25 protein-coding genes are annotated in these 24,433 nt (G+C 50.5%); 22 read left to right on the top strand and 3 right to left on the bottom strand.

The window, feature by feature from the left end:
• The first annotated feature begins 10 nt into the window (after positions 1 to 10).
• The 11 genes from C0081_RS14405 to C0081_RS14350 all read left to right on the top strand — a co-directional run bounded on the left by C0081_RS14405 (position 11) and on the right by C0081_RS14350 (position 9,754).
• Positions 11 to 925 carry a branched-chain amino acid ABC transporter permease gene (locus C0081_RS14405; RefSeq protein WP_101534545.1) on the top strand — a complete coding sequence of 305 codons (915 nt, stop codon included), beginning with the start codon at positions 11 to 13 and terminating at the stop codon, positions 923 to 925.
• Positions 918 to 1,916 carry a branched-chain amino acid ABC transporter permease gene (locus C0081_RS14400; RefSeq protein ID WP_101534544.1) on the top strand — a complete coding sequence of 333 codons (999 nt, stop codon included), beginning with the start codon at positions 918 to 920 and terminating at the stop codon, positions 1,914 to 1,916. Before C0081_RS14405 ends, C0081_RS14400 begins: the two co-directional genes overlap by 8 nt.
• The gene (locus C0081_RS14395; protein WP_101534543.1) at positions 1,913 to 2,668 is read left to right on the top strand and encodes an ABC transporter ATP-binding protein; all 756 of its coding nucleotides are present in this window, start codon (positions 1,913 to 1,915) and stop codon (positions 2,666 to 2,668) included. The genes C0081_RS14400 and C0081_RS14395 overlap by 4 nt, the downstream gene beginning before the upstream one ends.
• Positions 2,668 to 3,384, top strand: a complete 717-nt coding sequence (locus C0081_RS14390; RefSeq protein ID WP_101534542.1) for an ABC transporter ATP-binding protein — start codon at positions 2,668 to 2,670, stop codon at positions 3,382 to 3,384. Before C0081_RS14395 ends, C0081_RS14390 begins: the two co-directional genes overlap by 1 nt.
• Positions 3,385 to 3,546: 162 nt before the next feature.
• Entirely contained in the window at positions 3,547 to 4,854 is a 1,308-nt protein-coding gene (locus tag C0081_RS14385; RefSeq protein ID WP_101534541.1) for an NAD(P)/FAD-dependent oxidoreductase, read from the top strand.
• A gap of 14 nt (positions 4,855 to 4,868) precedes the next feature.
• Positions 4,869 to 5,336, top strand: coding sequence for an L-2-amino-thiazoline-4-carboxylic acid hydrolase (locus C0081_RS14380; protein ID WP_101534540.1), 468 nt, complete (start codon positions 4,869 to 4,871; stop codon positions 5,334 to 5,336).
• A 3-nt stretch (positions 5,337 to 5,339) separates the two neighbouring features.
• The gene (locus C0081_RS14375; RefSeq protein ID WP_101534539.1) at positions 5,340 to 6,506 is read left to right on the top strand and encodes a M20 aminoacylase family protein; all 1,167 of its coding nucleotides are present in this window, start codon (positions 5,340 to 5,342) and stop codon (positions 6,504 to 6,506) included.
• 284 nt (positions 6,507 to 6,790) lie between these two features.
• Positions 6,791 to 7,084: a ribbon-helix-helix domain-containing protein gene (locus C0081_RS14365; protein ID WP_101534537.1), complete on the top strand. Its 294-nt coding sequence runs from the start codon at positions 6,791 to 6,793 to the stop codon at positions 7,082 to 7,084.
• Positions 7,085 to 7,173: 89 nt separating this feature from the next.
• The gene (locus tag C0081_RS14360) at positions 7,174 to 7,569 is read left to right on the top strand and encodes a VOC family protein (RefSeq protein WP_101534536.1); all 396 of its coding nucleotides are present in this window, start codon (positions 7,174 to 7,176) and stop codon (positions 7,567 to 7,569) included.
• 74 nt (positions 7,570 to 7,643) lie between these two features.
• Positions 7,644 to 8,168, top strand: coding sequence for a Twin-arginine translocation pathway signal (locus C0081_RS14355; protein WP_101534535.1), 525 nt, complete (start codon positions 7,644 to 7,646; stop codon positions 8,166 to 8,168).
• A gap of 14 nt (positions 8,169 to 8,182) precedes the next feature.
• Positions 8,183 to 9,754: a GMC family oxidoreductase gene (locus C0081_RS14350; RefSeq protein ID WP_101534534.1), complete on the top strand. Its 1,572-nt coding sequence runs from the start codon at positions 8,183 to 8,185 to the stop codon at positions 9,752 to 9,754.
• Positions 9,755 to 9,884: 130 nt separating this feature from the next.
• On the opposite strand, the gene C0081_RS14345 is transcribed toward C0081_RS14350, so the two are convergent.
• Positions 9,885 to 10,832: a carbon-nitrogen hydrolase family protein gene (locus C0081_RS14345; RefSeq protein WP_101534533.1), complete on the bottom strand. Its 948-nt coding sequence runs from the start codon at positions 10,830 to 10,832 to the stop codon at positions 9,885 to 9,887.
• A 103-nt stretch (positions 10,833 to 10,935) separates the two neighbouring features.
• Here C0081_RS14345 and C0081_RS14340 point away from each other — a divergent pair, with 103 nt between their 5' ends.
• The gene (locus C0081_RS14340) at positions 10,936 to 11,829 is read left to right on the top strand and encodes a LysR family transcriptional regulator (protein ID WP_180966906.1); all 894 of its coding nucleotides are present in this window, start codon (positions 10,936 to 10,938) and stop codon (positions 11,827 to 11,829) included.
• A gap of 75 nt (positions 11,830 to 11,904) precedes the next feature.
• On the opposite strand, the gene C0081_RS14335 is transcribed toward C0081_RS14340, so the two are convergent.
• Complete coding sequence (locus C0081_RS14335; protein WP_101534531.1) at positions 11,905 to 12,798, bottom strand: LysR family transcriptional regulator; 894 nt, start codon at positions 12,796 to 12,798, stop codon at positions 11,905 to 11,907.
• 106 nt (positions 12,799 to 12,904) lie between these two features.
• On the opposite strand from C0081_RS14335, the gene C0081_RS14330 reads away from it, so the two are divergent.
• The 5 genes from C0081_RS14330 to C0081_RS14310 all read left to right on the top strand — a co-directional run bounded on the left by C0081_RS14330 (position 12,905) and on the right by C0081_RS14310 (position 17,883).
• Positions 12,905 to 13,405, top strand: a complete 501-nt coding sequence (locus C0081_RS14330; RefSeq protein ID WP_101534530.1) for a TRAP transporter small permease — start codon at positions 12,905 to 12,907, stop codon at positions 13,403 to 13,405.
• 4 nt (positions 13,406 to 13,409) lie between these two features.
• Positions 13,410 to 14,687: a TRAP transporter large permease gene (locus C0081_RS14325; protein WP_101534529.1), complete on the top strand. Its 1,278-nt coding sequence runs from the start codon at positions 13,410 to 13,412 to the stop codon at positions 14,685 to 14,687.
• Between the two features lie 22 nt (positions 14,688 to 14,709).
• Positions 14,710 to 15,525 (top strand): creatininase family protein, encoded by an 816-nt coding sequence (locus C0081_RS14320; RefSeq protein WP_101534528.1) that lies wholly within the window; start codon positions 14,710 to 14,712, stop codon positions 15,523 to 15,525.
• 29 nt (positions 15,526 to 15,554) lie between these two features.
• Complete coding sequence (locus tag C0081_RS14315; RefSeq protein ID WP_101534527.1) at positions 15,555 to 16,508, top strand: TRAP transporter substrate-binding protein; 954 nt, start codon at positions 15,555 to 15,557, stop codon at positions 16,506 to 16,508.
• Between the two features lie 163 nt (positions 16,509 to 16,671).
• On the top strand, positions 16,672 to 17,883 hold the full coding sequence (locus tag C0081_RS14310) for a M20 metallopeptidase family protein (RefSeq protein ID WP_101534526.1): 1,212 nt from the start codon (positions 16,672 to 16,674) through the stop codon (positions 17,881 to 17,883).
• 113 nt (positions 17,884 to 17,996) lie between these two features.
• Here the strand turns inward: C0081_RS14310 and C0081_RS14305 are convergent, their stop codons facing one another.
• Complete coding sequence (locus C0081_RS14305) at positions 17,997 to 18,713, bottom strand: FadR/GntR family transcriptional regulator (RefSeq protein WP_101534525.1); 717 nt, start codon at positions 18,711 to 18,713, stop codon at positions 17,997 to 17,999.
• A 691-nt stretch (positions 18,714 to 19,404) separates the two neighbouring features.
• Here C0081_RS14305 and C0081_RS14300 point away from each other — a divergent pair.
• From C0081_RS14300 to hyi, 5 genes are all read left to right on the top strand, one after another.
• Positions 19,405 to 20,373, top strand: a complete 969-nt coding sequence (locus tag C0081_RS14300; protein ID WP_101534524.1) for a Bug family tripartite tricarboxylate transporter substrate binding protein — start codon at positions 19,405 to 19,407, stop codon at positions 20,371 to 20,373.
• A gap of 206 nt (positions 20,374 to 20,579) precedes the next feature.
• Positions 20,580 to 21,029 carry a tripartite tricarboxylate transporter TctB family protein gene (locus C0081_RS14295; protein WP_101534523.1) on the top strand — a complete coding sequence of 150 codons (450 nt, stop codon included), beginning with the start codon at positions 20,580 to 20,582 and terminating at the stop codon, positions 21,027 to 21,029.
• A 3-nt stretch (positions 21,030 to 21,032) separates the two neighbouring features.
• Positions 21,033 to 22,562, top strand: coding sequence for a tripartite tricarboxylate transporter permease (locus tag C0081_RS14290; protein WP_101534522.1), 1,530 nt, complete (start codon positions 21,033 to 21,035; stop codon positions 22,560 to 22,562).
• A gap of 115 nt (positions 22,563 to 22,677) precedes the next feature.
• Complete coding sequence (locus tag C0081_RS14285) at positions 22,678 to 23,463, top strand: aldolase/citrate lyase family protein (RefSeq protein ID WP_245417957.1); 786 nt, start codon at positions 22,678 to 22,680, stop codon at positions 23,461 to 23,463.
• Positions 23,464 to 23,603: 140 nt separating this feature from the next.
• Positions 23,604 to 24,383: a hydroxypyruvate isomerase gene (gene hyi, locus C0081_RS14280; RefSeq protein ID WP_101534521.1), complete on the top strand. Its 780-nt coding sequence runs from the start codon at positions 23,604 to 23,606 to the stop codon at positions 24,381 to 24,383.
• Positions 24,384 to 24,433: the final 50 nt, after the last annotated feature.

Genomic DNA, 24,433 nt, shown 5'->3' with positions numbered 1-24,433 from the left:
GGGGAACGATGTGTTCGATCCTTATATCCTGCAACAACTGGCTATTGGCCTGTCGTTGGGCATGATCTATGCGCTTATGGCCATTGGATTCACACTGATTTTCGGTGTCTTGAATGTCGTAAACTTCGCCCATGGTGAAGTCTACACCATCGGCGCTTTTGCTGGTCTGATGGCAATCACCACTTTTGCACCACCGGTTTTTGTGGTGCTTTTCATCGCCTTGGCAGCTGGGGCTTTGGCCGGTTTTGGGCTGGAACGTCTGGCCTTTCGTCCATTCCGCCGTTTCTCGGACGAAGCATCTCTTAAATCCCGAGCCATGCGTGAAGCAACCCTGATGTCCTCACTGGCTATGTCTATCATCGCCCGTGAAGCCATGGAAATGATTTTTGGCTCACAATTTCAATCGGTGGATTTGGCCTATCTCATTAACAAACCCATCAACATTGGGCCCATCACCATCGTAAATGGTGACTTGATCATCTTTGCTGTGACACTTGTGATGTTGGCCGGACTGCAATGGTTGCTCAAATACAGTCCCATTGGCCTGTCGATCCGTGCAGTTTCGAACAATTCCCTTGGCGCCAAATATTGCGGCATCAACACCGATCGCACGATTATCTTCACATTCGTGATCGGTTCCGCAATGGGGGCTTTGGCCGGTATTCTTGTTGGGCTCTATTACGGCGCCTTCTTTCCGTCCATGGGCTTCACACCGGGCATCAAAGCCTTTGTTGCCATGGTCATGGGTGGCCTGTCTTCCATTCCCGGAGCGGTCATTTGTGCGCTCATTTTGGGACTGGCCGAAAGCCTGTCCACCAGCTTTATGTCCTCGGTCTGGTCCGACATGGTGGCTTATGCTTTCCTTCTCGCCACCCTCATCTTCTTCCCGCAAGGCCTGTTCGGGGCAAGGAGGGACCGTGTCTAAATCGCTTCTCATCAAGGGGCTGCTGGCACTCCTTGTTTTCGCTGTGATTCCCGCTGTGTTGGTGGGGTTCGGCAAAGGCTATTATTATCAGATTGCGACGCTGTGCTTCGTGTTCATGCTGCTTGCGGCCTCTCTGCACCTTGTCACCGGTGTTGCCGGCCTGCTTCATCTTGGCCATGCGGCTCTATATGGGGTCGGGGCCTATGTGGCGGCTTTGCTGGGGTCCAAATATGGCATTGGCTTCACTTGGGGGCTGCCTTTGGCTGGGCTGGGGTCTGCCGCCATTGCACTTCTTGTTGCATTGCCAACCATGCGCCTGATGTCAATTTATTTTGCCGTGGCGACATTGGGCATTGGACAGATGCTCTTTTTGTTGTTCCAAAACTGGGTCGGGCTAACAAATGGACCGAACGGCGTCATGCTCTTCTCTGGCATTGGGCTGTTTGGGTTTGAAATCGACAGCGAGTTGGGCATCTACTATGTCGTTGCCGTCGTCGTGGCGGCCTCTATACTGGCGATTGATCGCTTGAGCCATTCCTATTATGGCAATGCGTTGCGATCTTTGCGTGAAGACGATCAGTGCACCGCTGCCATGGGCATCAATGTGACGGTGATGAAAATTCAGGCTTTTGTGATCTCTGCCTTTTTCGCAGGTATTGCAGGTGCTCTATGGGCCTACACCATCGGTTATATCTCCCCCAATGATTTCAACTTCTCCCAATCGATTCTCATTCTCGCGATGGTGGTTGTTGGTGGACTTGGCTCTCTGCCCGGTGTTCTGATTGGTGCTTTGTTGTTGATCCTGCTGCCCGAAGTGCTGCGCTCGGTGGGGGATATTCGCAACATCATTGTTGGATGTGTGATGTTTGGAGCGATCCTCTTCTTGCCCAAAGGATTGTTTGGCGAGATTACGGCTCTCAATTTTGCCCGCCGACAGCTTGGTGCGGGCTGGTCCGATGAAAAAGGCCAGAAAGGGGTTGGTTGGAAATGACGGCTATCCTTGAACTGGACGCATTGACCCGCCTGTTTGGTGGACTCAAAGCTGTCGATAATGTCACCACCACGGTCAATAAAGGCGAATTGTTTGGTCTGATTGGCCCCAACGGTGCAGGCAAAACAACCCTGTTCAACCTGATATCAGGTTTTACCCCCCCCACATCAGGTGATGTGCGTTTCAATGGGGAGAGCATCACAGGAATGTCGGTGCATCAAATCGCTCGTAAAGGTATGTCCCGGACCTTCCAAAACTTGCGGGTCTTTCCCAATATGACCGTGTTTGACAATATCTCTGTCGGGGCCCTCGGAATGATCGGCGTCGATCCTTTCTCAGCCATATTTGGGGGGAGGGCCAAGGCCAAGGAGATTTCCGAACGTAGCTGGGAAATGCTTGAAAAGGTTGGTTTGATCGATCATGCCGACGATTTGGCCGCCAACCTGTCTTACGGCAAGCGTAAATATCTCGAAATTGCCCGCGCCTTGGCCATGCAACCGGAACTGTTGATCCTTGATGAGCCAGCTGCAGGCATGAATGATGCAGAAACCGCTGAATTGGCGCGTTTCATCACCGGCATCAATGACGATGGCCTCACCGTTATGCTGGTAGAACATGATATGACCTTGGTCATGGGAATCTGTGAACGGCTGGTTGTGCTCGCCTCTGGCAAAAAAATCGCTGATGATGTGCCCGCCAAGGTGCGTCAGGATGCTGCCGTTCTAGAAGCCTATCTTGGAGGCGATGACTGATGAGCAATATTCTCGAAATCAAGAATCTGTCTCTTAAGATTGGCGTGCAAGATATCTTGCATGACATCTCTGTCGCTCTACCGGAAAAAGGCATCGTCTCGGTGCTTGGAGCAAACGGGGTCGGCAAGACCTCTCTGATGCGCTGCATCTCTGGCATCTATCACGCCACTGGTGGGGAAATTTGTCTTGAAGGCCAAGATATCTCACAGCTCAGGAGCCATGAGATCGTCGATCGAGGCATCTGTCAATCTCCGGAAGGGCGCCAGATTTTTTCAAACATGAGTGTTTTGGAGAATTTGGTCATCGGTGGCGGACCACTGGGGCGGCAGGAGCTGGACCATGTTTTGGCGTTGTTTCCGGTGCTCAGGGAAAGGTTGAAACAACAGGCTGGCTCTATGTCTGGTGGCGAACAACAGATGCTTTGCATAGGTCGCTCCCTGATGCGCAAACCAAAGGTCTTGTTGCTAGATGAACCGTCGCTGGGTCTGGCGCCACGTCTTGTCGGGTTCATCTGCGAGCTGGTGACCAAAATTCGCGAGGAAGGCTATTCGGTGCTTTTGGTTGAGCAGAATGTCAAAGCTGCCTTACGCATTTCTGATCGGGCCTATGTCATCGAGCATGGCAAGATTGTCATCGAGGGTGATGCGCAAGAACTTGCCAATGATCCGCGTGTGGCTGAAGCCTATCTTGGTGGCCATGTCCACGAGGATAGCTGATCACCGCATCAAGAAGCGTTCGCATGGCGGTCCCGACGTGATCACGTCAGTTGGGGCTGCCCTCCAAATCCCATTTTCCGACCTTCGGATGGATGGCTAACGTCGCCCCAAAAAGGCAAAGCCCACAGCCGCTGGCCCGCCCATTTTAGTGAAAGATCCGACATGAACAGCCCCGTCACTTTTCCCCCCTCCATTTGGGCCGTGACCTCCCCGCCTCGCGTGCCTGCTGCGCCATTAACGGGGGACGTTGTCACCGATACAGTCGTAATCGGTGCTGGTTTCACCGGCCTGTCTGCTGCGTTGCACCTTGCCAAGGCCAGCCGTGATGTCGTGGTACTGGAGGGGCAAGCTGTCGGTTGGGGTGCCTCCGGAGTCAACAATGGTCAGGTTATCCCGACCCTGACAGCGGCGGAACCGGATATGTGGGTCGCCCGCTATGGCGACACAGGACGACGTTTTGCCGAGTTGATCGGCGCGTCCGCCGGTATGCTGTTTGATACCATTCGGGCTGAAAACATTCAGGCAGATGCCGAGCAGACCGGTTGGTTCCAGCCTGCGCATTCTGCCGGACGGACAAAGCTGAGCCAGTTGCGTGCGGATAATTGGCAACGTTTTGGCTTGGAAGCCCACTATCTCGACAGAACGGCTACAACGGATCTACTCGGTTCGGATCGCTGGTTCGGCGGTATGCTGGCGCCGTCCGGTGGCCATGTTAATCCGTTGGCGCTTGCACGCGGCCTTGCTGGAGCAGTGGAAAGCCACGGCGGCACCATCCATGAGCAGAGCTGCGTTGAAAGCTATGTACATGACGGCATAAAATGGGTGGTCAAAACCAAGCATGGCACGGTGACAGCTCGGGCATTGATCCTTGCCACCAACGCCTATACGGGCGAATTGGCACCTCGCCTTGCAAAACGTATCGCCCATTCCATCGTACCGGTCGTCTCTTGGCAAATGTCGACTGAGCCTTTAAGCGATGAAGTTCGTAGCACCATTCTGAAGGGGCGTCAGGCGGTATCGGACACCCGTGGCGATCTGCGTTTTTTCCATTATGACAGAGACAACCGGCTGATTACTGGTGGAGCCATTCTGGGAGAATGGAACGTCCAAGAGCGCATGGCCAAGAAAGCGGCCAGCAATCTGATGGCGAGCTTCCCACAGCTCAAATCCCCTCCCAAAATGACCCATGTCTGGAACGGCTTTCTATCTATGAATTGGGATCGGTTTCCGCGTGTTCACTCGCTTGGCCCCAATGGTTGGGCTTGGATTGGCTGCAATGGTCGCGGTGTTGCCCTTGGCAGCGCACTCGGCCGCGAAATGGCGCGCGCCGTCGATGGTGAGGATACCGCAGGTTTGGCCCTTCCAGTCACCAAATCGCATGCATTGCCGTTTCACCCGATCGCACGGCGCATTGCCCCTTATTATCTTGCCTGGATGAAACTCAAAGACCATGTCGAGCCCAAACTCTGAGAAAGGACCACCTCATGAAAGACATCCCCATCATCGAACGTCGTCGCATTGAGGCAATGATCCTCAAACATGTATTCGAGGTTATTTGTGAACGCTCCGGGCAGCAAGAAGCCGAAGAGGTAATCGGGGAGACCTGTTCTCGCTCTGCCATTGAGCAGGGGAAAGCCCTTGCTGCTGACTTGGGTCATGCACCAAATCTTAGTGACTTCGCCGACATTCTGCCCAACTGGACAAAAGAAGATGCGCTTGAAATCGAGACGCTGGTCACCGAACCCGAGCGTATGGAATTTAATGTCACCCGTTGTCGTTATGCTGAAATGTATAAAGAAATGGGCATGGGCGACATTGGACATCTTTTGTCTTGTAACCGGGATGGTGACTTTTGTATCGGTTACAATCCTGACATTGAACTGACGCGCAGTCAGACAATCATGAAGGGTGCGTCCCACTGTGATTTTCGTTATAAAATGAAGGACAACTAGACTATGGCCGTTGAAAATTGGGTCTCACGCGAAATTGAGGCGTTGACCGCGTTTCGTCACGACCTGCACGAAAATCCTGAACTGCTTTATGATGTGCATCGTACTTCGGCCAAAGTGGCCCAAGCGTTGCGTGCCGCACACCTGGATGAAGTGGTTGAAGGCTTGGGTGAAACCGGCGTTGTCGGCGTTATTCACGGCAAAACCAATAGGTCTGGCCGCATCATCGGGTTGCGTGCCGATATGGACGCTTTGCCTATCGATGAAATCACGGGCGCTCCTTATGCCTCGAAAACACCGGGAAAGATGCATGCTTGTGGCCATGATGGACATACCACCATGCTGCTGGGGGCTGCCAAGCATCTGGCCGAAACGCGCGCCTTTGACGGCACCGTCATTGTCATTTTCCAACCCGCTGAAGAGGGGGGCGCAGGTGCGCAGGCGATGATCGATGACGGATTGTTTGATCGTTGGGCCTGTGATGAAGTCTACGGCATGCACAATATGCCAAACCTTCCGGTGGGCCACTTCACCACAGCATCCGGTCCCAATATGGGCGCAGTGGACATTCTCAACATTACGATCAAGGGCAAAGGGGGGCATGCCGCTCAGCCACACAAGAGCATTGATCCATTCCCCGCTCTCGCTGGCATCATTCAGGCCATCCATGGCATGAGTGCGCGCAGCGTTGATCCGTTCGAGTCCCATGTTGTTTCGCTGTGCGCCATTGAAGGCGGCAACGCCCACAATGTCATTCCGCAAGAAATCTCAATCAAAGGAACGGTGCGAACCCTTAATGAAGACGTTCGCGACTATGTGGAAGCCCGACTCAAAAAGATTGTGGTCCAGATCGCTGACGGGCACGATTGCATTGGAGAAATCGAACATATTCGCAGCTATCCGGTGCTCGTCAATCATGAAGCCCAGACCGAATTTGCCGCCAAGGCCGCACGGACTGTTGCAGGCGATGACAATGTCAGCCTTGAGATGGTGCCAACGCTAGGCGGTGAGGATTTTGCTTTCATGCTCAACAAGGTCCCCGGCGTAATGATCAATATCGGCAATGGCCCTTCTGCAGGACTGCATCACCCCGCATACGATTTCAACGACGAAGTGATCGGTTGGGGCTGTTCTTACTGGGCGCAATTGGTGCGTGATCGCTTGCCTGCCTGATAGCAAACTCTGGACGGTCTGCCTGCGGTTTTATCAAAAGGCAGACCGCTCGGATGGCGATATGGGCGTGATACTTCTTGATCTTCAAGTGATAAAATCAGCATCAGCTGCGGCTCTTTGTTTGAGTGAATTCAAAACGATTTGCGAGACCAATTCGGCTGAACGCACCTCAGACTTTATGAGTAATCAAACAACAGGCCTTGGCAAAAGGGTGAAAAATACGGCAAACTGACCGCTTGTTTGGTGCACCAATCATTGAAAAGCCAAATGGGGGAGGAACCAAGATGTGTGAAATGTTTGCAGGCCAGGATCCAGCGCGGTATGAGCAAATCACGCGGCGGATCCGATTAAATGGTCAAAGTACGTCGATTCGACTTGAACGAAAATTCTGGGCAATTCTCGATGAACTGGCAGCATCGCAAGGTATGACGCCGCCTGTTTTTATGTCCAAACTGCACTCTGAAGTGCTGGAACTGCATGGAGAGCCAAAAAATTTCGCGTCTCTATTGCGTTGCTGCTGCCTTGTTTATCTTGAAAATAACAGCATTGAGGGCGACGAATTGTTCGCTGCTGAATGAAAAATCAACCGTAGTATAAATCTACTACCCAGCTAGCCCCCACTGACTTCAGACTTGTCGTCATGTGTTTTAGCAATACGGGAGCTAGCATGGCCAAAGCCATTCACACGATGATTCGCGTGCTTGATGAAGCGCGATCAGTAGAATTTTATAAAACAGCGTTTGGTCTGGACGTGGCCGATCGACTGGATTTTGACGCGTTCACCCTCATATATTTGAGCAATTCAGAAACAGGCTTTGAGCTCGAACTGACCGTCAACAAGACCCAAACGGAACCCTACGAACTGGGTGATGGTTACGGGCATATGGCGTTTTCAGTTTCAGATCTGGATGGTGAACACGCACGTCTGAAAGCGCTGGGTCTAAACCCACGCAAACTTGTCGACTTCGCGCCCTCAGGTGAGGTGATCGCACGTTTCTTTTTCATAGCAGATCCGGACGGATACCAAATCGAGATACTCCAACGCACCGGTCGCTATCTCTAACCGAAGTTCGCGTTCCAGTCGGGAGGAGGAACCGGACTGGTCGACGCTAAAGATGTTACCAAGGGAGGACCACTATGACATCTCAAGAAAAACAAAAGGCAATGACCCGCCGTCAATTGCTTTCACGATCCGTGGCAGCAGGCACAGCCTTTATTGTGGGGACGAGCTTTATCGCAGGGATCGACGCTGCATGGGCCATGAGCACAACCGCAATCAAACCTGCTTCGATGGCAACGCTCGTCCAAATGGCGCGCGACATCTATCCGCATGACCGTTTGGCAGACGAATATTATGCCATTGCTGTCAAAGCATATGACACGGCTGAAGCCGCGTCCGACATTGAAGCAGGGGTTGCGGCACTCAATGCCGCCGCGCGTGACAAGGGACATGCTTCATATCTTGATATGGGCTGGGAGCGTGATCGGGTCGAAATTCTGCGTGCTATGGAAGGCAGCGCGTTTTTCCAGAAAGTGCGCGGTGGGCTTGTTACTGGACTCTACAATCAAAAAGCAATCTGGCCATTGTTTGGCTATGAGGGCGAGAGTTTCAGCAAAGGCGGATATATCGAACGCGGTTTTGATGACATCAATTGGCTTTAAGGGAGGCGTCTGAAATGGTTGCAAAATTTGATCTGAATGACGACTCTGTTGTCGTTATCGTGGGCACGGGTGCCGGTGGTGGTGTTCTTGCAAATGAGTTGGCGCAAAAAGGCGTCAAAGTTGTTTCTCTGGAAGCAGGCAAGCGCCTCCTCCCTGAGGACTATATCAATGACGAATGGGACGCCTTTGGCCAATTGTCATGGCTGGATGCTCGCACGACTTCTGGCGACTGGCGCGTTGCAAAAGATTTCCCCGGGTTGCCTGCTTGGATTGTCAAGGCCGTGGGCGGCACTTCTATTCACTGGGCCGGTGCATCGCTTCGCTTCCAGAAACATGAATGGAAAGCGCAGAGCACCTATGGTGATGTCGAGGGAGCCAATCTGCTGGACTGGCCGATTGATCAGGACGAAATGGCACCGTGGTACGATAAAGCAGAAGAAAAACTTGGCGTGACACGGACAGGCGATCGTCCGGGTCTGCCGGGCAACAACAATTACAAAGTGTTGGAAAAAGGCGCAAAAACGCTGGGCTATAAGGAAGTTCACACCGGCAACATGGCAATCAACAGTCTGGAACGAGATGATCGCCTCGCCTGTCAGCAAACGGGGTTTTGCTTTCAAGGGTGTAAATGGGGTGCCAAATGGTCAGCCGCTTACACCGATATCCCTCAAGGCGAAGCCACAGGAAATCTTGAAGTGCGCGACCAAAGCCATGCGCTCAAGATTGAGCACAATGATGCGGGTAAGGTGACTGGCGTGCTCTATGTGGATCAGGATGGCAAACAACAATTCCAAAAAGCCCGAATTGTTTGTGTTGCCGGGAACTCGATTGAAAGCCCGCGGCTTTTGTTGAACTCTGCCTCCACCATGTTCCCAGACGGGCTCGCCAACAGTTCAGGTCAGGTCGGGCGAAACTATATGCGCCATACCACAGGATCAGTTTATGCTGTCTTTGATAAACCTGTCAAAATGTGGCGTGGCACGACTATGGCCGGTATCGTTCAAGATGAAGCGGGCCATGACCCCAAACGCGGGTTTGTTGGTGGCTATGAGCTTGAAACACTGAGCTTGGGACTTCCATTCATGGCCGCCTTCCTCAATCCGGGTGGCTGGGGTCGTGAGTTCGCATCTGCGTTGGACAGCTATGAGAATATGGCTGGCATGTGGATCGTCGGTGAGGATCTGCCGCAAGAAACCAACCGGATCACACTGAGTGAAACTGTCAAGGATCAGTATGGTGTGGCTGCGCCGGATGTGCATTATGACGATCACCCTAATGACCGTGCCATGCGCGATCATGCCTTCAAACAAGGTATGGCAATCTATGATGCCGTAGGAGCGACGCAGACCTATCCGACACCACCTTATCCTTCAACCCACAATCTGGGTACAAACCGGATGTCGGAAAATCCAAGTGATGGTGTGGTCAACAAATGGGGACAGGCGCATGATATTGCCAATCTTTTTGTCTCTGATGGATCGCAATTTACAACAAGTGCCGCGGAAAACCCAACATTGACCATTGTGGCATTGGCCATCCGTCAGGCCGATCACATTGCGCGCGAAATGAGCGCAGGCAACCTATAGGAATTTCTCTTGTTCCCGTAAGAAAAAATGGCGCCTCAACATAGGGGCGCCATTTTGTATTTTAAATACCAGAAACCAACATGCCGTGTGATTTACTTTCTTGTCTCACTGCATCAGGGATATTGTCTTCTCAGTTTTCCGACGGCGCCACAGAAATAGGGTCCTCAATGGCGACCACATTCTTTTTTTCACGACGATCTACATGCAGCGTAAAGATATCAGGCCGCGCATAATGCCCGTTCACGTCGAGATCAAACCGTGCTTCAGCGATCTCGGCCAAATTGATTTCTGCAGCCACTAGTCCCTCTTCCCCGTAAAGAGGTCCGGCAATCACTTCCCCCAAAGGCGACATCACAACGCTGCCCCCACGAATTAATGGACGATCAGCTTCCCAATCGGCGACTTCGATGCCAAACTCCTTGGGAGAAGGAACATATTGGCACGCACTGACAAGGAATGTTCGGGCCTCATATGCAATATGCGCCATGCTTTTTTGCCAAATTTCACGTTCATCCACCGTAGGTGCACACCAGACCGATAGATCTTTGGAATACATTTCCGTGCGAAAGAGCGGCATATAATTTTCCCAGCATATCGCAGCGCCGATCCTGCCCACAGAGGTCTCCACTGCTGGCATGGTCGATCCGTCACCCTTACCCCAGATCAGCCGCTCGCTTCCTGTTGGCATCAATTTGCGGTGTTTGGCGACAAGGCCATTCATTGGATCGAAAAACAGCACTGCACAATGGAGGGTGTGGCCATCACGCTCGATTACGCCAATGGCAATCGTTGATCCGACACTTGCGGATAATTCTGCCAACGCATCCGTTTCCGGCCCGGGAACCGCAATTGCCTGTTCCCAGTAAGAGCGGAATTCCGCGCGCCCTTCAGGTTTCCGAAATCCGACTTTGGTTCCGAAATCAGCCCCCTTGGGATAGCCGCCAAGGGTCGCTTCGGGCAGGACGACGACGTCGGTGCCTGCATTTTTGAGTTCACCCATAAAAGACTGAATCCGGTTAAGGGTGGCTTGGGTTCCGTCAGGATGACTTCCGATTTGGAGGGCGGCAATAACAGGCATGGGCTTCTCTCTCATTATAATTGACAGAAACAGCGTAGCAGGCCATCTTCCAGAACTGAAACAACTTACAGGAAATTCAGATATCACTTATAATTATATCAAGATGAATTTGAACCTGCTAAAAGTCTTTGACCTGCTTTATAGCGAACAAAATGCAACCATTGCCGCAGAAAGGCTTGGCATCAGTCAGTCTGCTGTCAGCGCTTCCTTGCGCAAGCTTAGGCGTATTTATGCCGACCCTTTGTTTGAACGGACCCAGAGGGGACTGAAACCAACCGCGCAGGCTATCCTTTTACATCCAAGAATCGCGGACGCACTTGCGCTCATGCAATCAACGTTGCCATCCACTGACGCTGGCGTCGACCTGAAGCAAATTGTGACGATTGGTTTATCAGATGATCTGGAACTGGCCTTCGGCCCAGAATTGATTAAAGAGCAAACCGAGGTGCTTCCGGGTGTTCGTATTATATTTCAACAGACCAACAGCGCTCTTGTCGAAGCTGGTTTGATTGACCGTATGTTTGACTTTGCTTTGACTGCTGGAGGAATTTCAGATCGGCGGATCGGCAAAACCACATTGGGTCAGTCTGGGTATGGCTGTGTCCTTGCTAATGCCTCGCAAGATACTTCGGAGCCTATTTCTTTGCCGGACTATCTGGCGCGGCCGCATCTTTTGATCTCTTACAACGGCCTTGTAGGTGTGGTTGACGAAGTTCTCTCGGAAATTGGCCATCAGCGGAATATCATTGCTGCAACGTCACAGTTTTCTATGGTGCCATCTTATGTCGCAGGCACTGATATTATCGCCACATTGCCTTCTCATGCAGCTACAACGCTTGCACGGATCTACGGCTTACGTAACACGCCCTGTCCCGTGCCTTTTCCCGCTACGTCGGTAGAGCTGAGTTGGCGATATGAAACACTCCGCAATGAGGTGATGGCAGAAATGCGCCTCTTAATTGAACGCACATTTGCTAAGAAAAGCCTGTTGCACTAACTGCCACCTGTCCCTTTGGGAGGCTTGAAAATCTTGTTTTGATTATCTTATGAAATGTGTTTCCAGCCTGTAGCCTCAGTTATCGGACGCCAACAAAAGCTCTCTTGCAAAGGGGGCTACGAGTGGATTCATTGTATCAGAGCGCCAAGCACAGACAAGCGTTACCGCGCGGGGCAATTCGGTCAAAGGTCGATAGCACACACCCTTCACGGGCTCGTTGATGACCCAGGCTGGGACAATGCCAACGCCCAACCCTGCAGCCACCAACGTGATGACACCGATCGTGTGGGAAACCCTTTGGACCACCCGCGGCAGATAGCCTGCCTTCCTACAATGCTGGTTGACAATATCTTGATACCCGATGCCGCGAATTTCGGTGTAACTGATAAAGCTCTCTTCCTTTAGGTCCTTTACGGTCAACTGTTTCAATTTGGCCAGATCGGACGTTTCATGAATGACTGCGACAAAACCTTCGCGGAAAATCTCCCGGGTCTCCAACCCACTGGCGACCCTTGGAGGGCGCATAAGCGCAATATCAATGGCACGGGAAGCCAGTAATTCCAGTTGCTCTTCTGTTGTATGCAGACGCATATCCAGTCGTGCTGAAGGGAATTTGCGATTAAAAGTCGAAAAGGCCATTGGCAGGACTGAATGCACCGCTGGTGCCATGGCACCGATCCGCAAGACTCCCGAGCCTAGACCACCGGCCATGCGCGTTTCGTCTATTGCATCGGAAAAAGACGCCATCAGCGTCTCTGCTTTGTTCGCGAAGATCCGGCCGGCCGGTGTCAACTGAACACTGCGGGTGGTGCGATCGAACAAGCGCACACCCAGCCTATCCTCCAATTGTCGGATTTGCTGACTGAGAGGGGCCTGACTTATGCCGAGCATTTCGGCTGCACGTCCAAAATGCAGTTCGTCTGCCACGCGCAAAAAATATCTTAGATGTCTTATTTCGATGCCATGCATGATTATGTCGCCAAACAGAATAATTGTGCTGATTAATATATTGGACAACTTTAATTGCCAGTGTTTTATTTAAAAAAAACAAAAATAACCCAACCAGAGTGAAACCATGGATCTTTTTCTACCCTTGCGGTGGTTGACCGCATCGATGCTATCGGTCGTTGTTAGTGTAACGCTATTGCAGATAGCGCTTCGCTACCTATTCAATGCGCCATTAATCTGGAGCGAGGAATTTGTCCGGTTTGTTACCGTATGGATGACTTTCTTGGGCGCGGCAGTCGTCTGTTACGACGGACGGCATCTCAATGTCGATGTCTTCTTGCTAAAAGCTCCAGCGCCAATCAAACGTGTCTTACATTGGTTCAATGCAATCGCCTCTTTCGGCTTCTTGACGGTTTTGGGATGGACCTCCATCAAATTGGTAAAGATCGACATGATGTACGATCTCTCCGCTCTCCCGCTCACTCTGGGGCATTTGCGCCTTGCTGTGACGTTGGGAAGCTTTTTGATGATTGCCGCTGTTCTGCTGCGCATCTTTTATGCGCGCGCTCCCGAATATCGCAGCTCTGATAACGGCGATCCACTGACACCATCAAAAGGCACGGAGTAAACCCATGTTGACAGTATCGATTGTTTTGCTGCTGCTGGTCTTGATCGCTTGCGGGCTGCCTTTGTTTTTCTCCATAGGCATTTCCTCGATGGCCTATTTCTGGATGGCCGATATCAATCTGGCGCTGATGGGACAGCGCATGAGCGGGGCCATAGATTCTTTTCTCATTCTCGCCATTCCCTTTTTCTTCTTGGCGGGCGAGTTGATGAACGCTTGCAAACTGACAGATCGCATAATCAATCTGGCCCGTGCGCTTGTCGGGCATATTCATGGCGGGCTGGCTCAGGTCAATATATTTGCCAGTTTGATTTTTTCGGGCATGTCCGGGTCTCCCACCGCGGACACCACGGCCCTTGGCTCGGTTCTAATTCCGGCAATGAAGAGAGAAGGGTATCCAGCGGCTTTCTCTGCCGCGGTCACCGTGGCTTCATCTATGGTTGGGCCGATGGTGCCGCCATCGGTGGCGTTGGTGATTTATGGCACTCTGGCTGATGTGTCCATCGGGCGCTTGTTATTGGCGGGGATTATGCCCGGCGTCGTTATCATCGCCACCCAGATGATCTTCACCTATTTCTACGCCCGCTACAAAAAATTCCCCAGATACGAGCGAGCTTCGCTGCGAGAAACATGTGGTGCAGTCAAGGCAGGAGGGGCAGCGCTTCTTTTTCCGGTCATCATTGTTGGGGGGATTTTGGGGGGAATCTTCTCCCCCACGGAAGCGGCAGCCGTCGCTGTGCTCTATGCCCTCTGTCTAGGTTTCCTTTACAAGAATGTGCAGCTTAAGGATATCGCTGACGCATTTGTCAAAACAGGACTGGGCTCTGCACGTATTTTGGCGATTATTTCCGTTGCTTCTGCCTTTTCCTGGATCATGGTTCGGGAGGGTGTGCCACTGGCCATTGCCAACACAATTTCTGGTATTTCGGAAGATCCGACAATCGCCTTCTTCCTCATTATTGGCATGCTGCTGGTTGTGGGGCTCTTGATGGTCGCCTCTTCTGCGGAAATCGTCCTGACACCAATATTGGTCCCTGTGATTCTGCAGTTCGGCATTGATCCCGTGCATTTTGGTGTTCTGATGGTCTTCACGCTTATCATTGGTGGTGCAACACCGCCAGTTGGCGTGTTGATGTTCATCGCTCAGGATATTGCAGAAATCAATCACGGCCAGATGGTCAAAGCGATGCTCCCCTATTATCTGCCCATCTTTATCGCAGTCATTCTTCTCGTTCTGTTCCCGCAGATCAGTCTGTTCTTGCCCAATCTCGTCTTCGGTTCCTAATTAAGTGGAGAAACCACAAATAATGTCTCATATAAAAAATCATCTCCTAGAAAATATGACCTTCGAAGAGTTTCGCCAATGGAGTGAGGAGGATGACTGCCCGGTTATTCTAATCCCTCTTGGCTCGCAAGAAATTCAAGGCCCAGTCGTGCCAATGGGCGATTTTATGCTTGCGCGAAAAATTGCCGAAGAGGTCGCAGAACGATCCAACGCAGTTGCTGCGCCAACCATGCCATTTGGTTATGCCGAATATTTTCGATCCGTACCAGGAGGCATTGCCCTTTCAGCAGATACTTTCAAAGGAGTTCTGCGCGACATTCTGGATAATTTTCTCAACCATGGCTTCAAGCGTCTTGTCATTCTGAATGGCCACAGCGGCAACTACTCCCTAATTGATCAAGTCATTCGTGCCGTTCGTCGCGAAACGGGACTCATCGTTCCCTGCATCAATTTGTGGCGCTCAATCCCTGATGAGGTCTGGGCAGAAATCCATGGTGAATATGGCAAGAAGGCTTTTTCTCACGGTGGAGATCCGGTCACCTCGACCTATATGCATTATTTCCCGGAACTGACACACGCAGACCGAGCCAAATTGCCTGAAACTCCGGGTGAAATGGTGGGCCTTCCGGTCATGGGCCTTAGTGGCGTTAAATTTAAAGATATTGAAATTGGAATGCCAATCAATGTTGACGACCGGTGCCCTGACGGGATTGTCGCTGGAGATCCCAATCGCTCTTCCGCGGACAAGGGCGAGAAGATTGCTGAGCATCTGATTGGCTTTTGTACCGATTTTGTTACCCACTTCCGAAACACTGATCCTTCCGACCCAAAAAAATAATCACCAAAACCAGAAGAGGAATTATCCTTATGAAAAGAATTATTCAACTCGCAGCATTATTTGCGTTTCTTGCGCCCGCCGCTCAGGCCGACGAAATCCGCTATGCCACTTGGGCCAAACAGGGCGAAGCACAGTACGCCGGTGCTGAAGAATTCAAACGTGTGGTGGAAGAAAAAACGGATCATACCGTGACGATCTTTCCGGGAGATCAGCTAGGTAAACCCAAAGAGGTCTATACCCAGATGGCTTTCGGCACAACGCAGGTCCTTGCCTCCGGCGACCCCGGACTCAAAGTGATTGAGTATCTTGCGTTGCCCTATTTGCTCAACGGCATCGAAAGTTATCAGGCCGTCCTGAAAACCGATTTCGCAGAGGAATGGAACCAAGAATTGATCAACGACCGTAAGGTTCGTATTCTCGGTTTTATGCCACGAAGCCCTCGTCAGATCAGTGCAAATCGGCCAATCGAGAGCATGGAAGATCTAGCAGGTCTGAAATTGCGCGCGCCTGAGCGTGATTATTATGTAAAATCCTTGTCTGCACTGGGTGCCAACCCGACTCCGATGGCATTTGCTGAAGTCTATACCGCACTACAGACTGGTGTCGTTGATGGTCAGGAAAACCCGATCGAAACAATCTATGCTCAAAAGTTTTACGAAGTGCAGAAAGGTGTCGCGATGGTCGATTACATCGCAAAACCGGCCTATGTAACGATTTCTGCCCCTTTCTGGGATGCTTTGTCTGAAGCTGATAAAGCTGTCTTGATCGAAGCAAATGACGCATCAACTGCCGTTGTCGAAAAGCTTTTGCCCATCCAGCAGGAAAAATACATTCAGGTGATGAAGGATGCCGGTGTTACCATTTCCTACCCGGATAAAGCGCCCTTTATGGATGCCACTCAGTCCGTGCGCGATGAACTCGGCGTGAAAGCTTGGGGTAAAGAAATCTACGAACAAATCAAAGCAATTGGTGCGCAATACTAATCAGCCAAAAGAGGGCGTCGCGCGCAAGTGGTGGCGCCCTACTGCTGCACAATGACGGCCGCAGGTCTCGACCGCTGTAGGCCTCCCAATCTTCTATATAAATCTGACGCTTGATGGTTGGTCGTTATCCACCAACAGGCCGCTTATGCAATTGGTTTGATAAATGTCTTGTCCTCCAGAAATTGTCGCAATAATTCAAAAACTGAATCGTCAAATCACCCCGGATTTGATTGCCATCCGTAGATGGATGCACGAGAATCCGGAACTGGGTTTTGAAGAAATTGAAACCTCAGGCATGATCCAGCATGAACTGGACAAGGCCGGTGTATCATGGCAAGGGGGCTTTGGTAAAACCGGTGTTTGTGCAACGATCGACGGTGGCAAAGGGCCTTGCATTGCTCTGCGTGCCGATTTTGATGCCTTGCCTTTCCAAGAGACGGGTAATCCTGCTTACAAATCTAAAATTCCGGGAAAAATGCATGCCTGTGGGCATGATGCCCATACGGCCATCATTTTGGGCGTGGTTCGTATCTTGTCACAGATTGATTTGCTACCCGGCAAGGCGATGTTCATATTCCAGCCGGCAGAGGAAGTTTTGGGAGGCGCTCGAGCCATGCTCGAAGATGGTCTGTTCCGTTACTGTGATCCTGATGTCGTCCTTGGGTATCACAATTGGCCACCACTGCCCGCTGGTACCATCGGTTGGCATCCAACGACGGCTTTCGCTTCATCTGATCCGTTTGATATTGTTGTCAAAGGCAAGTCTGGCCACGGTGCTCATCCTCATTTTGCAAAGGATCCCATTGTGGCAGCAGGCGCACTGGTTGCTGGGTTGCAAAATATCGTTAGCAGAGAAGTGGCCCCGCTCAATGCTGCTGTCGTCACGGTAGGGTCTATCCATGGTGGGACAGCGCGCAATCAAATTCCAGACATTGTGACCCTGGAAGGCGCCGTTCGGACGCAGTCTGAGGATGTGCGCCAACTTGTTAAGCAGGCCATTTTCCGGATTTCCGAAGGGATCGCACAACAGTTTGACATGGAAATTGAGGTCAAATTTCTTCAGGGGGTTCCACCTGTCGTCAATACACCGGAGGTCCTCGCCAAAGTGGTCGAGACCGCCAGACATTCACTTGGTTCCGAAAATGTCATCGAGTTGCCACAAGGCACTATGGGCAGCGAGGATTTTGCTGAATATTCGAACCTCAAGCCATCAGCTCACCTGCGCATAGGGTCTCAACATAAAGCCCTCAATACAATGTTGCATCGCAGTGATTTCGATCTCGATGAAAACTGTATTCCGACCGCGGTGCAGGTTCTTTGTGAAGCGATGATTTCCCTGATGCTCGAAGAAAGTCACGCAGCTTCGGTGGCTTGAACTAAGGCGTTTCCATCCTCGGTGAACAGATTTGGTTTTGTTGCCGAGGAAGGAAACGATATGGCATGGCGAGTGCCTAGCAGCACCGCTCGAAATAATTGGCAATCGGGCCGTTACGCCAAGTCACCTTCAAACATTCTGATACGTGCCTTGTTCAAATGGTCTTTCATTGCATTTCTAGCCGCCGCCGGATTTTTATTTTCGATGGCAGCGATAATCGCCGCGTGCTCATTCTGCACAAGTTGCAGACGAGAATCAGAATGGCGTAGGGACAAATTCCGCGTGATATTCATCCCTTCTTTAATGCTGCTCTCCAATGATTCTAGAACGGTGCTGAAAAACCGGTTGTTGGCCGCGTCGGTAATGGCCAGGTGGAAGACAAAATCCTCGCTGGTTGCCAGCTGACTGGTCTCGTTGGCGATATTCATCTTCTCATAGGCATCAATGATGGTTGCCAATTGCGCGTTCGTGCGACGATCCGCCGCCAATGCAGCCGCTTCAGCCTCCATATTGGCACGAAATTCAAAACATCGTTGAATATCAGAGATGCTGGAAAGCGGAGAAAGCTGTAGTACAATATTATCAGGCTTCTTGATGACATAGGTCCCTGATCCACGCCGGGAGGCAACCAGTTCATCTTCTCGCAATCGCGACAGTGCTTCCCTCAAAATCGGGCGTGAAACACTCAGTGTCTTGGATAGCTGCGCCTCTGGGGGAAGCTTTGAATTCAGTGCATAGGTGCCGTCTATAATACCAGCAAGTATCCGCTCATAAACAACTGCACCCAAGGACTGCCGGGGCAAATCCGTTCGCGTGTTACTAGGATTCATTATTTCTATCACCGCCTAAATAGATATTTTAAACAACTTGCTCGTTTCTTGGCCCAAGGCGTATTGCACAACCACTCTACAGGCAACCTTTGAATGACTCAAGAACCCCTTATGCTGCCGGTCTTGTCGCATTCTTGACCGTCAAAGCGCGGGTTTTTAAGCTCTTTTTGCGTGTCTTATCGCATTTGCCCATATCCAGCCGTCAATATCAATTAGTAAAATATATTTACAACTAAACAGGCTTTGTAAAAGTATGTTACGTATTTAGCCGCATTTGAGGTAGGTATAAAGATCAATTTGTTAAAATTAGTAAAAAAGAATTGATTTGTAAAAATTGTTAGCGTAACTTTTGAAATCTACAAAAGGTCATCAATAGTCTCTTGCTGGCAGGCGTGTTTAAGTTTAGCCGTGTCGAGATTGGAGGGCGTTAACGGCAACACTGTCGTAACGAATCTTGGCCTTGGTCTAGTAATGCGCGATGTTCGGGAGGTGCTTTACTCAATATATAAAATCAAAATGGTGGCTAAATCAGCTCAGAAATCACCAATATTAAAAATTGAATGATGAATTATTCTATTTGGTTGATGATTTCTAAGATTAGCTATGAGAGGTATGCTTTTTATGAAGTATACTTGTTATTTTGATTGCTTGAATTCTCAAGTGATGACATCAACAAGGGAGAGGAAGTTCGATGTTTTCCAAAGGTTTAAGAAATAAAGTTGTTTTGGCAATTGGTGCTTGCCTTATAAGTGCCTCGGTTGCCGCAGCTGCGGATTTTCCAACGCGCGATATTCGTTTGATCGTTCCATGGCCTGCTGGCGGTGGTGCTGATTCTATCTCGCGAAAAATTAGTAATATTGCTGAAAAACAACTGCCAAAATCCATCTATGTTGAAAATATTGCTGGCGCAGTGACTGCGACTGGTCTTATCCAGATGACACGTTCGCGCCCTGATGGGCATACTGTGGGTGTTCTGACATATGATAGCGTGATTACTCTGCCACGCGGGAACATGGTCAATGGTTACTCTCTGGACAATATGACGCCTATCGCTCGTATTACCAGTGAAGCTGATGCAATTGTTGTGTCCAAGCATTCTGGCATCAACAGCTTTGAAGAGTTGATTGAAGCAGCAAAAGCCAAGCCAAATACCGTGCGCATTGGTGTTGCTCCTAAAGGATCTGGGCCATATCTGTCGGTACGTCAGTTGGAGCAGCAGCTGGGTGTTAAATTCAACGTTATCACCTATGCCGGTTCTTCCAGCGCTGAAGCTGAAGCTTTGTTGTCCGGTGAACTTGACGCAGCGATTTCCAGTCTGGGTGATTTCAGCGGTATTATTGAATCAGGTGACGTTAAGGGTGTCGTCGAATTGACGTCTGTACAGAACTTGACCTACACCGACGTGCCAACGATCAGCTCCAAGGGCTATAATTTGGCAACAGGTAGCTTCATTGTGTTATCTGCTCCAAAAGACACACCCAAAGAGGCAATTGCCACTCTGGAAGCCGCGTTCAAAACTGCCTATGACAGCGAAGAGTTCCAGGAATGGCTGAAAAAAGTCGGCGTAACACCCGATTGGCTGGGGTCTGGCGAAGTCCAAGGTTGGATGGATGGTTTACAGGCAAGCACATTCAAACTCATGGATGACTTGAAACTGTAACGCACAAATGGAACACACCTCCGTCCAATGGCGGAGGTGTGTTGCTTTGAGGTTTTCTTGGCTTATCCAGGTGGTCTTTGATTGAGTGTCCTCTCCTTATGTGACGCCTGCGTAAGGCACGGGCGAGGGGGCCCTCCTTAATTTCAGAGAGCCAATTAGATCACACTGCGGAAAATCTCATCGATCCTGAGATCTTGGAGACGACGATGATCTTGAATAAAAAAATAGTTTTCCTTTCTTTTCTCTTTGCTGTTTCTGTCGGATATTTGATTACAGCCATTAATATTGGTGTTCCTATATCTGACGGCGGATTGACACCCTCCTTTTTCCCAATTTTATTAGGAGGTGCATCAGTCTCGTTTAGTTCTATCTTGCTGTATAAAGAATTTATCGCATCTGGGCTGATTGTTGCTGATGAGAAAAAGGAAAGTCGAGCGCATTTCTGGGTGATATTGGCAATATTTACTTATATTTTTGCATTCAAAATGTTGGGTTACTTCATTTCTTCGGCGTTTTTTGTTTTCGCGGTGATAATAATTTTCTCCTCTTGGGAAAAATACATTCACAAGGCTGCCATTTCTGTGACGATCGTTGTGTTGGGTTACGCAATGTTTGAACAGTTGTTTGGTGTCCGTCTTCCGGCTCTATGGGGTTGAATCATGGATTTCATTTATCTAGTTGCAAGCAGTTTTTCCTTGCTGTTCGATCCTCTAAACCTGATTTATATTGTCGCTGGTTTTTTGATCGGAACCATCTTTGCGTCAATTCCCGGCTTGACTGCTACGCTTGCAATGGCACTGCTGTTGCCGATGACCTATACGCTCGACGTTACGACGGCTCTGATGGCATGCTCAAGTATTTACATGGCTGGAATGTGCGGCGGTAGCATCACTGCAACGACGATTAATATTCCCGGAGCACCATCATCCATGATGACAGCTCTGGATGGCTATCCCATGCAGCAACAGGGCAAAGGGGCCTTGGCACTGGGGCATGCCGCTATCGGTTCTATGATCGGAGGAGCCATTGGTGCTCTATTGTTGATCGCCGTGGCACCATTCGTTGCCCAAGCATCCTTGTTGGTTAAGACAACGGGGAAATTCTCCCTTCTGGCCTTTGCGATTATTGTTATCGTCATCGCACAACAGGGACGTATGCTTAAAGCCGGTTTGGCGGCTTGTGTTGGCTTGATGCTGTCGACAATCGGACTGGATACAATGGAACCGGTAACGCGGTTCACATTTGGCTACAGTGATCTGACCGCAGGTGTCGATTTGATGCCTGTCATTATTGGAACATTTGCCATTGCCGAAGTCTTGATTCAGGCCAACTCTCCGTTTGACGCAATTAAAGCCACGGAAGCGTTCAATAAGGTAAAAATCAAACGGAAAAATTTCTTCCCGCCGCTTGCAGATATCCGCAAGATTGGTTTGGCGTGTTATTTGAAGTCAAGCTTGATCGGCTATTTTGTTGGAACTCTCCCTGGTGCCGGTGGGTCGATGGGTGCCTTTCTTGCCTATGCTGAAGCTGTGCGCACCTCCCCCAACCCCGAAACTTTCGGTAAAGGCAACCCGCAAGGAATTGCTGCCGCAGAGAGTGCAAACAACGCCGTGTGTGGCGGCGCTATGGTTCCTATGCTGACCTTCGGAATTCCAGGCGACCCCATCACAGCAATCATGTTGGGTGTGCTGGTAATCAATGGTATTCAGCCGGGACCGCAATTGATGGCGGGTCAAGCCGAGTTGATCGCCCCGATGCTGGCCGCGCTTCTATTCAGTGCCGTTGTGTTGATCCCGTTGACCCTGTTTCTGCTTGGCCCGTACTTCATCAAGATCGTGGCGATCCGTAAGGATGTGCTTTACGGCGTCATCGCACTGCTCGCAGTCGTTGGAAGCTATGTCTCCACCTATTCATCCTTCCAGATGTTTATGGCGCTGGGGATGGGCGTTTTTGCCTTTTATCTCCGCCGCAACGGCTTTCCGGTCATTACTATGCTGTTGGGTTATATTCTGGGGCCAAACCTTGAAGAATTCCTTCGTAGATCACTGGCGCTTTCGAACGGCGATCCAATGACTTTCTTTACCAATCTGGACAGTTTGTTCTTCATCATATTGACGATGATATTCATTTACTTTCTGGCGATCAGGAAGCCCAAGAAGAGCCCTGTTGCTTCCAGCGCTGACAAATAGCGGACAAGGCGTGCCGCAGTCTTCAAGTCGCTGCACGCCTTGTGTTTAACGCCGATCATTTTCATCCGATTTGATCCGCCTTACATGCAATTTAACTTTCGAATTGAGGTTCACAATGTCAACTTCCAACACAAAAATGCTTTCAGAAAACCGCTTTAAAAAAGCCATCGCCAACGGCGAAACCCAAATTGGTCTGTGGTGCTCTCTGACCAGCAATCTTGCTACGGAAATGATCGGTGAGATTGGCTATGACTGGTTGTTGTTGGATGCGGAACATGCCCCAAATGACCTTGGAACCCTGTTGCCTCAACTCCAGGGATTGCGTGGCTCATTTAGTGAACCGATCGTACGCACCCCATGGAATGATCACGTATTGGTCAAGCGTTTTATGGATATCGGTTTCCGCACAATTCTATTTCCGTATGTTCAAAATGAAGAAGAAGCCGCAGCTGCAGTCGCCGCCATGCGTTATCCGCCTGAAGGCGTGCGCGGTGTCGCTACGTTGCATCGCGCTTGCTCGTTTGGCGCAAACGCAGACTATTTTGCCACCGCCAATGAAACGGCATGTGCCATCATTCAGGTGGAAACCCAAAGTGCTGCGGAGCGACTGGAAGCGATTTGCAAAGTACCAAATCTTAGCGGCATCTTTATTGGGCCCGCCGATCTTGCTGCCAGCATGGGGCATTTGGGAAACCCTGGTCACAAAGACGTGCAGAGTTTAATGCGTCATTGCGTCGACACCTGTCGCACACTGGGTATGCCTATTGGAACGCTGGCACCTGCGCAGGCCAATGCCGAAAAATATCTCGACTGGGGGTATAACTTTGTTGCGGTTGGAGCCGATCTCGGTTTGATGCGGGTTGCGGCAACAGAGAAATTGGCCGCATTCAAGAAAGCCTAATTGGAAACGGGCTACTCCCGTTGCCGTGTTTTCTTCGGTTAAGAACCCCACCTTTCAACTAATGGAACAGATCCTTTTCAGCTCACATTGCTGTGTTGGAAAGGGTCCATCTACCTGCCTCACAGGAGTAGGAAGCAATCATGCCAAAGTTTGCCGCAAATCTATCTATGATGTTCACCGAGCTTGATTTCCTCGATCGCTTTGAAGCAGCAGCCAAAGCCGGCTTCAAGGGTGTTGAATATCTATTTCCATATGACTTTGATAAAGACGAACTGGCAGGCCTCTTGAAGGCCAATGGCCTGAAACAGGTTCTACACAATCTCCCAGCCGGTAATTGGGCGGCTGGAGAGCGAGGAATCGCCTGCTTGCCCGACCGAGTGGGAGAATTCAAGGATGGTGTTGGGCAGGCAATCGACTATGCCAAGGCCCTAGGATGCCCCCAACTCAACTGCCTTGCAGGAAAAATTCCAGATGGAGTGAGCCCAGAAGAAGCACACAGCACATTGGTTGCCAACCTGACATTTGCCGCTGAAGAATTGTCCAAAGCAGGCATTAAGCTGTTGGTCGAGCCTATCAATCATTTCGACATTCCAGGCTTTGCTGTCACCACCTCCACACAGGGACTAGCGATTATCAGTGCGGTTGGCTCGGACAATCTCTTTTTGCAATATGACATTTATCACATGCAGCGTATGGAAGGGGAATTGGCCAATACCATGCAGGCCAATCTGGCCCTCATCCGGCATATCCAACTAGCTGATAATCCTGGGCGGCATGAACCGGGGACTGGTGAAATCAATTATTCATTCCTGTTCAGGTTCCTCGATCAAATTGGTTATGACGGTTGGATCGGCTGCGAATATGCGCCTGCCAATGGCACCGAAGCTGGGCTCGGTTGGTTGGCTCCCTATCAATCTTGAATAGATGCGCGACGCGCGCAGTATGAAAGGAACTTTGACATGAGCAAAAT

The organism is Cohaesibacter celericrescens, assembly GCF_002866925.1.
Lineage (GTDB): Bacteria > Pseudomonadota > Alphaproteobacteria > Rhizobiales > Cohaesibacteraceae > Cohaesibacter > Cohaesibacter celericrescens.
Note: the sequence above shows the minus strand (reverse complement) of the source record. Positions and strands in the feature narration are given on the sequence as shown.

Coding starts and splice junctions, on each gene's coding strand:
- C0081_RS14395 (WP_101534543.1), top strand. CDS start 1,913: ATGACGGCTATCCTTGAACTGGACGCATTGACCCGCCTGTTTGGTGGA.
- C0081_RS14390 (WP_101534542.1), top strand. CDS start 2,668: ATGAGCAATATTCTCGAAATCAAGAATCTGTCTCTTAAGATTGGCGTG.
- C0081_RS14385 (WP_101534541.1), top strand. CDS start 3,547: ATGAACAGCCCCGTCACTTTTCCCCCCTCCATTTGGGCCGTGACCTCC.
- C0081_RS14380 (WP_101534540.1), top strand. CDS start 4,869: ATGAAAGACATCCCCATCATCGAACGTCGTCGCATTGAGGCAATGATC.
- C0081_RS14375 (WP_101534539.1), top strand. CDS start 5,340: ATGGCCGTTGAAAATTGGGTCTCACGCGAAATTGAGGCGTTGACCGCG.
- C0081_RS14365 (WP_101534537.1), top strand. CDS start 6,791: ATGTGTGAAATGTTTGCAGGCCAGGATCCAGCGCGGTATGAGCAAATC.
- C0081_RS14360 (WP_101534536.1), top strand. CDS start 7,174: ATGGCCAAAGCCATTCACACGATGATTCGCGTGCTTGATGAAGCGCGA.
- C0081_RS14355 (WP_101534535.1), top strand. CDS start 7,644: ATGACATCTCAAGAAAAACAAAAGGCAATGACCCGCCGTCAATTGCTT.
- C0081_RS14350 (WP_101534534.1), top strand. CDS start 8,183: ATGGTTGCAAAATTTGATCTGAATGACGACTCTGTTGTCGTTATCGTG.
- C0081_RS14345 (WP_101534533.1), bottom strand. CDS start 10,832: ATGCCTGTTATTGCCGCCCTCCAAATCGGAAGTCATCCTGACGGAACC.
- C0081_RS14340 (WP_180966906.1), top strand. CDS start 10,936: ATGAATTTGAACCTGCTAAAAGTCTTTGACCTGCTTTATAGCGAACAA.
- C0081_RS14335 (WP_101534531.1), bottom strand. CDS start 12,798: ATGCATGGCATCGAAATAAGACATCTAAGATATTTTTTGCGCGTGGCA.
- C0081_RS14330 (WP_101534530.1), top strand. CDS start 12,905: ATGGATCTTTTTCTACCCTTGCGGTGGTTGACCGCATCGATGCTATCG.
- C0081_RS14325 (WP_101534529.1), top strand. CDS start 13,410: ATGTTGACAGTATCGATTGTTTTGCTGCTGCTGGTCTTGATCGCTTGC.
- C0081_RS14320 (WP_101534528.1), top strand. CDS start 14,710: ATGTCTCATATAAAAAATCATCTCCTAGAAAATATGACCTTCGAAGAG.
- C0081_RS14315 (WP_101534527.1), top strand. CDS start 15,555: ATGAAAAGAATTATTCAACTCGCAGCATTATTTGCGTTTCTTGCGCCC.
- C0081_RS14310 (WP_101534526.1), top strand. CDS start 16,672: ATGTCTTGTCCTCCAGAAATTGTCGCAATAATTCAAAAACTGAATCGT.
- C0081_RS14305 (WP_101534525.1), bottom strand. CDS start 18,713: ATGAATCCTAGTAACACGCGAACGGATTTGCCCCGGCAGTCCTTGGGT.
- C0081_RS14300 (WP_101534524.1), top strand. CDS start 19,405: ATGTTTTCCAAAGGTTTAAGAAATAAAGTTGTTTTGGCAATTGGTGCT.
- C0081_RS14295 (WP_101534523.1), top strand. CDS start 20,580: ATGATCTTGAATAAAAAAATAGTTTTCCTTTCTTTTCTCTTTGCTGTT.
- C0081_RS14290 (WP_101534522.1), top strand. CDS start 21,033: ATGGATTTCATTTATCTAGTTGCAAGCAGTTTTTCCTTGCTGTTCGAT.
- C0081_RS14285 (WP_245417957.1), top strand. CDS start 22,678: ATGTCAACTTCCAACACAAAAATGCTTTCAGAAAACCGCTTTAAAAAA.
- hyi (WP_101534521.1), top strand. CDS start 23,604: ATGCCAAAGTTTGCCGCAAATCTATCTATGATGTTCACCGAGCTTGAT.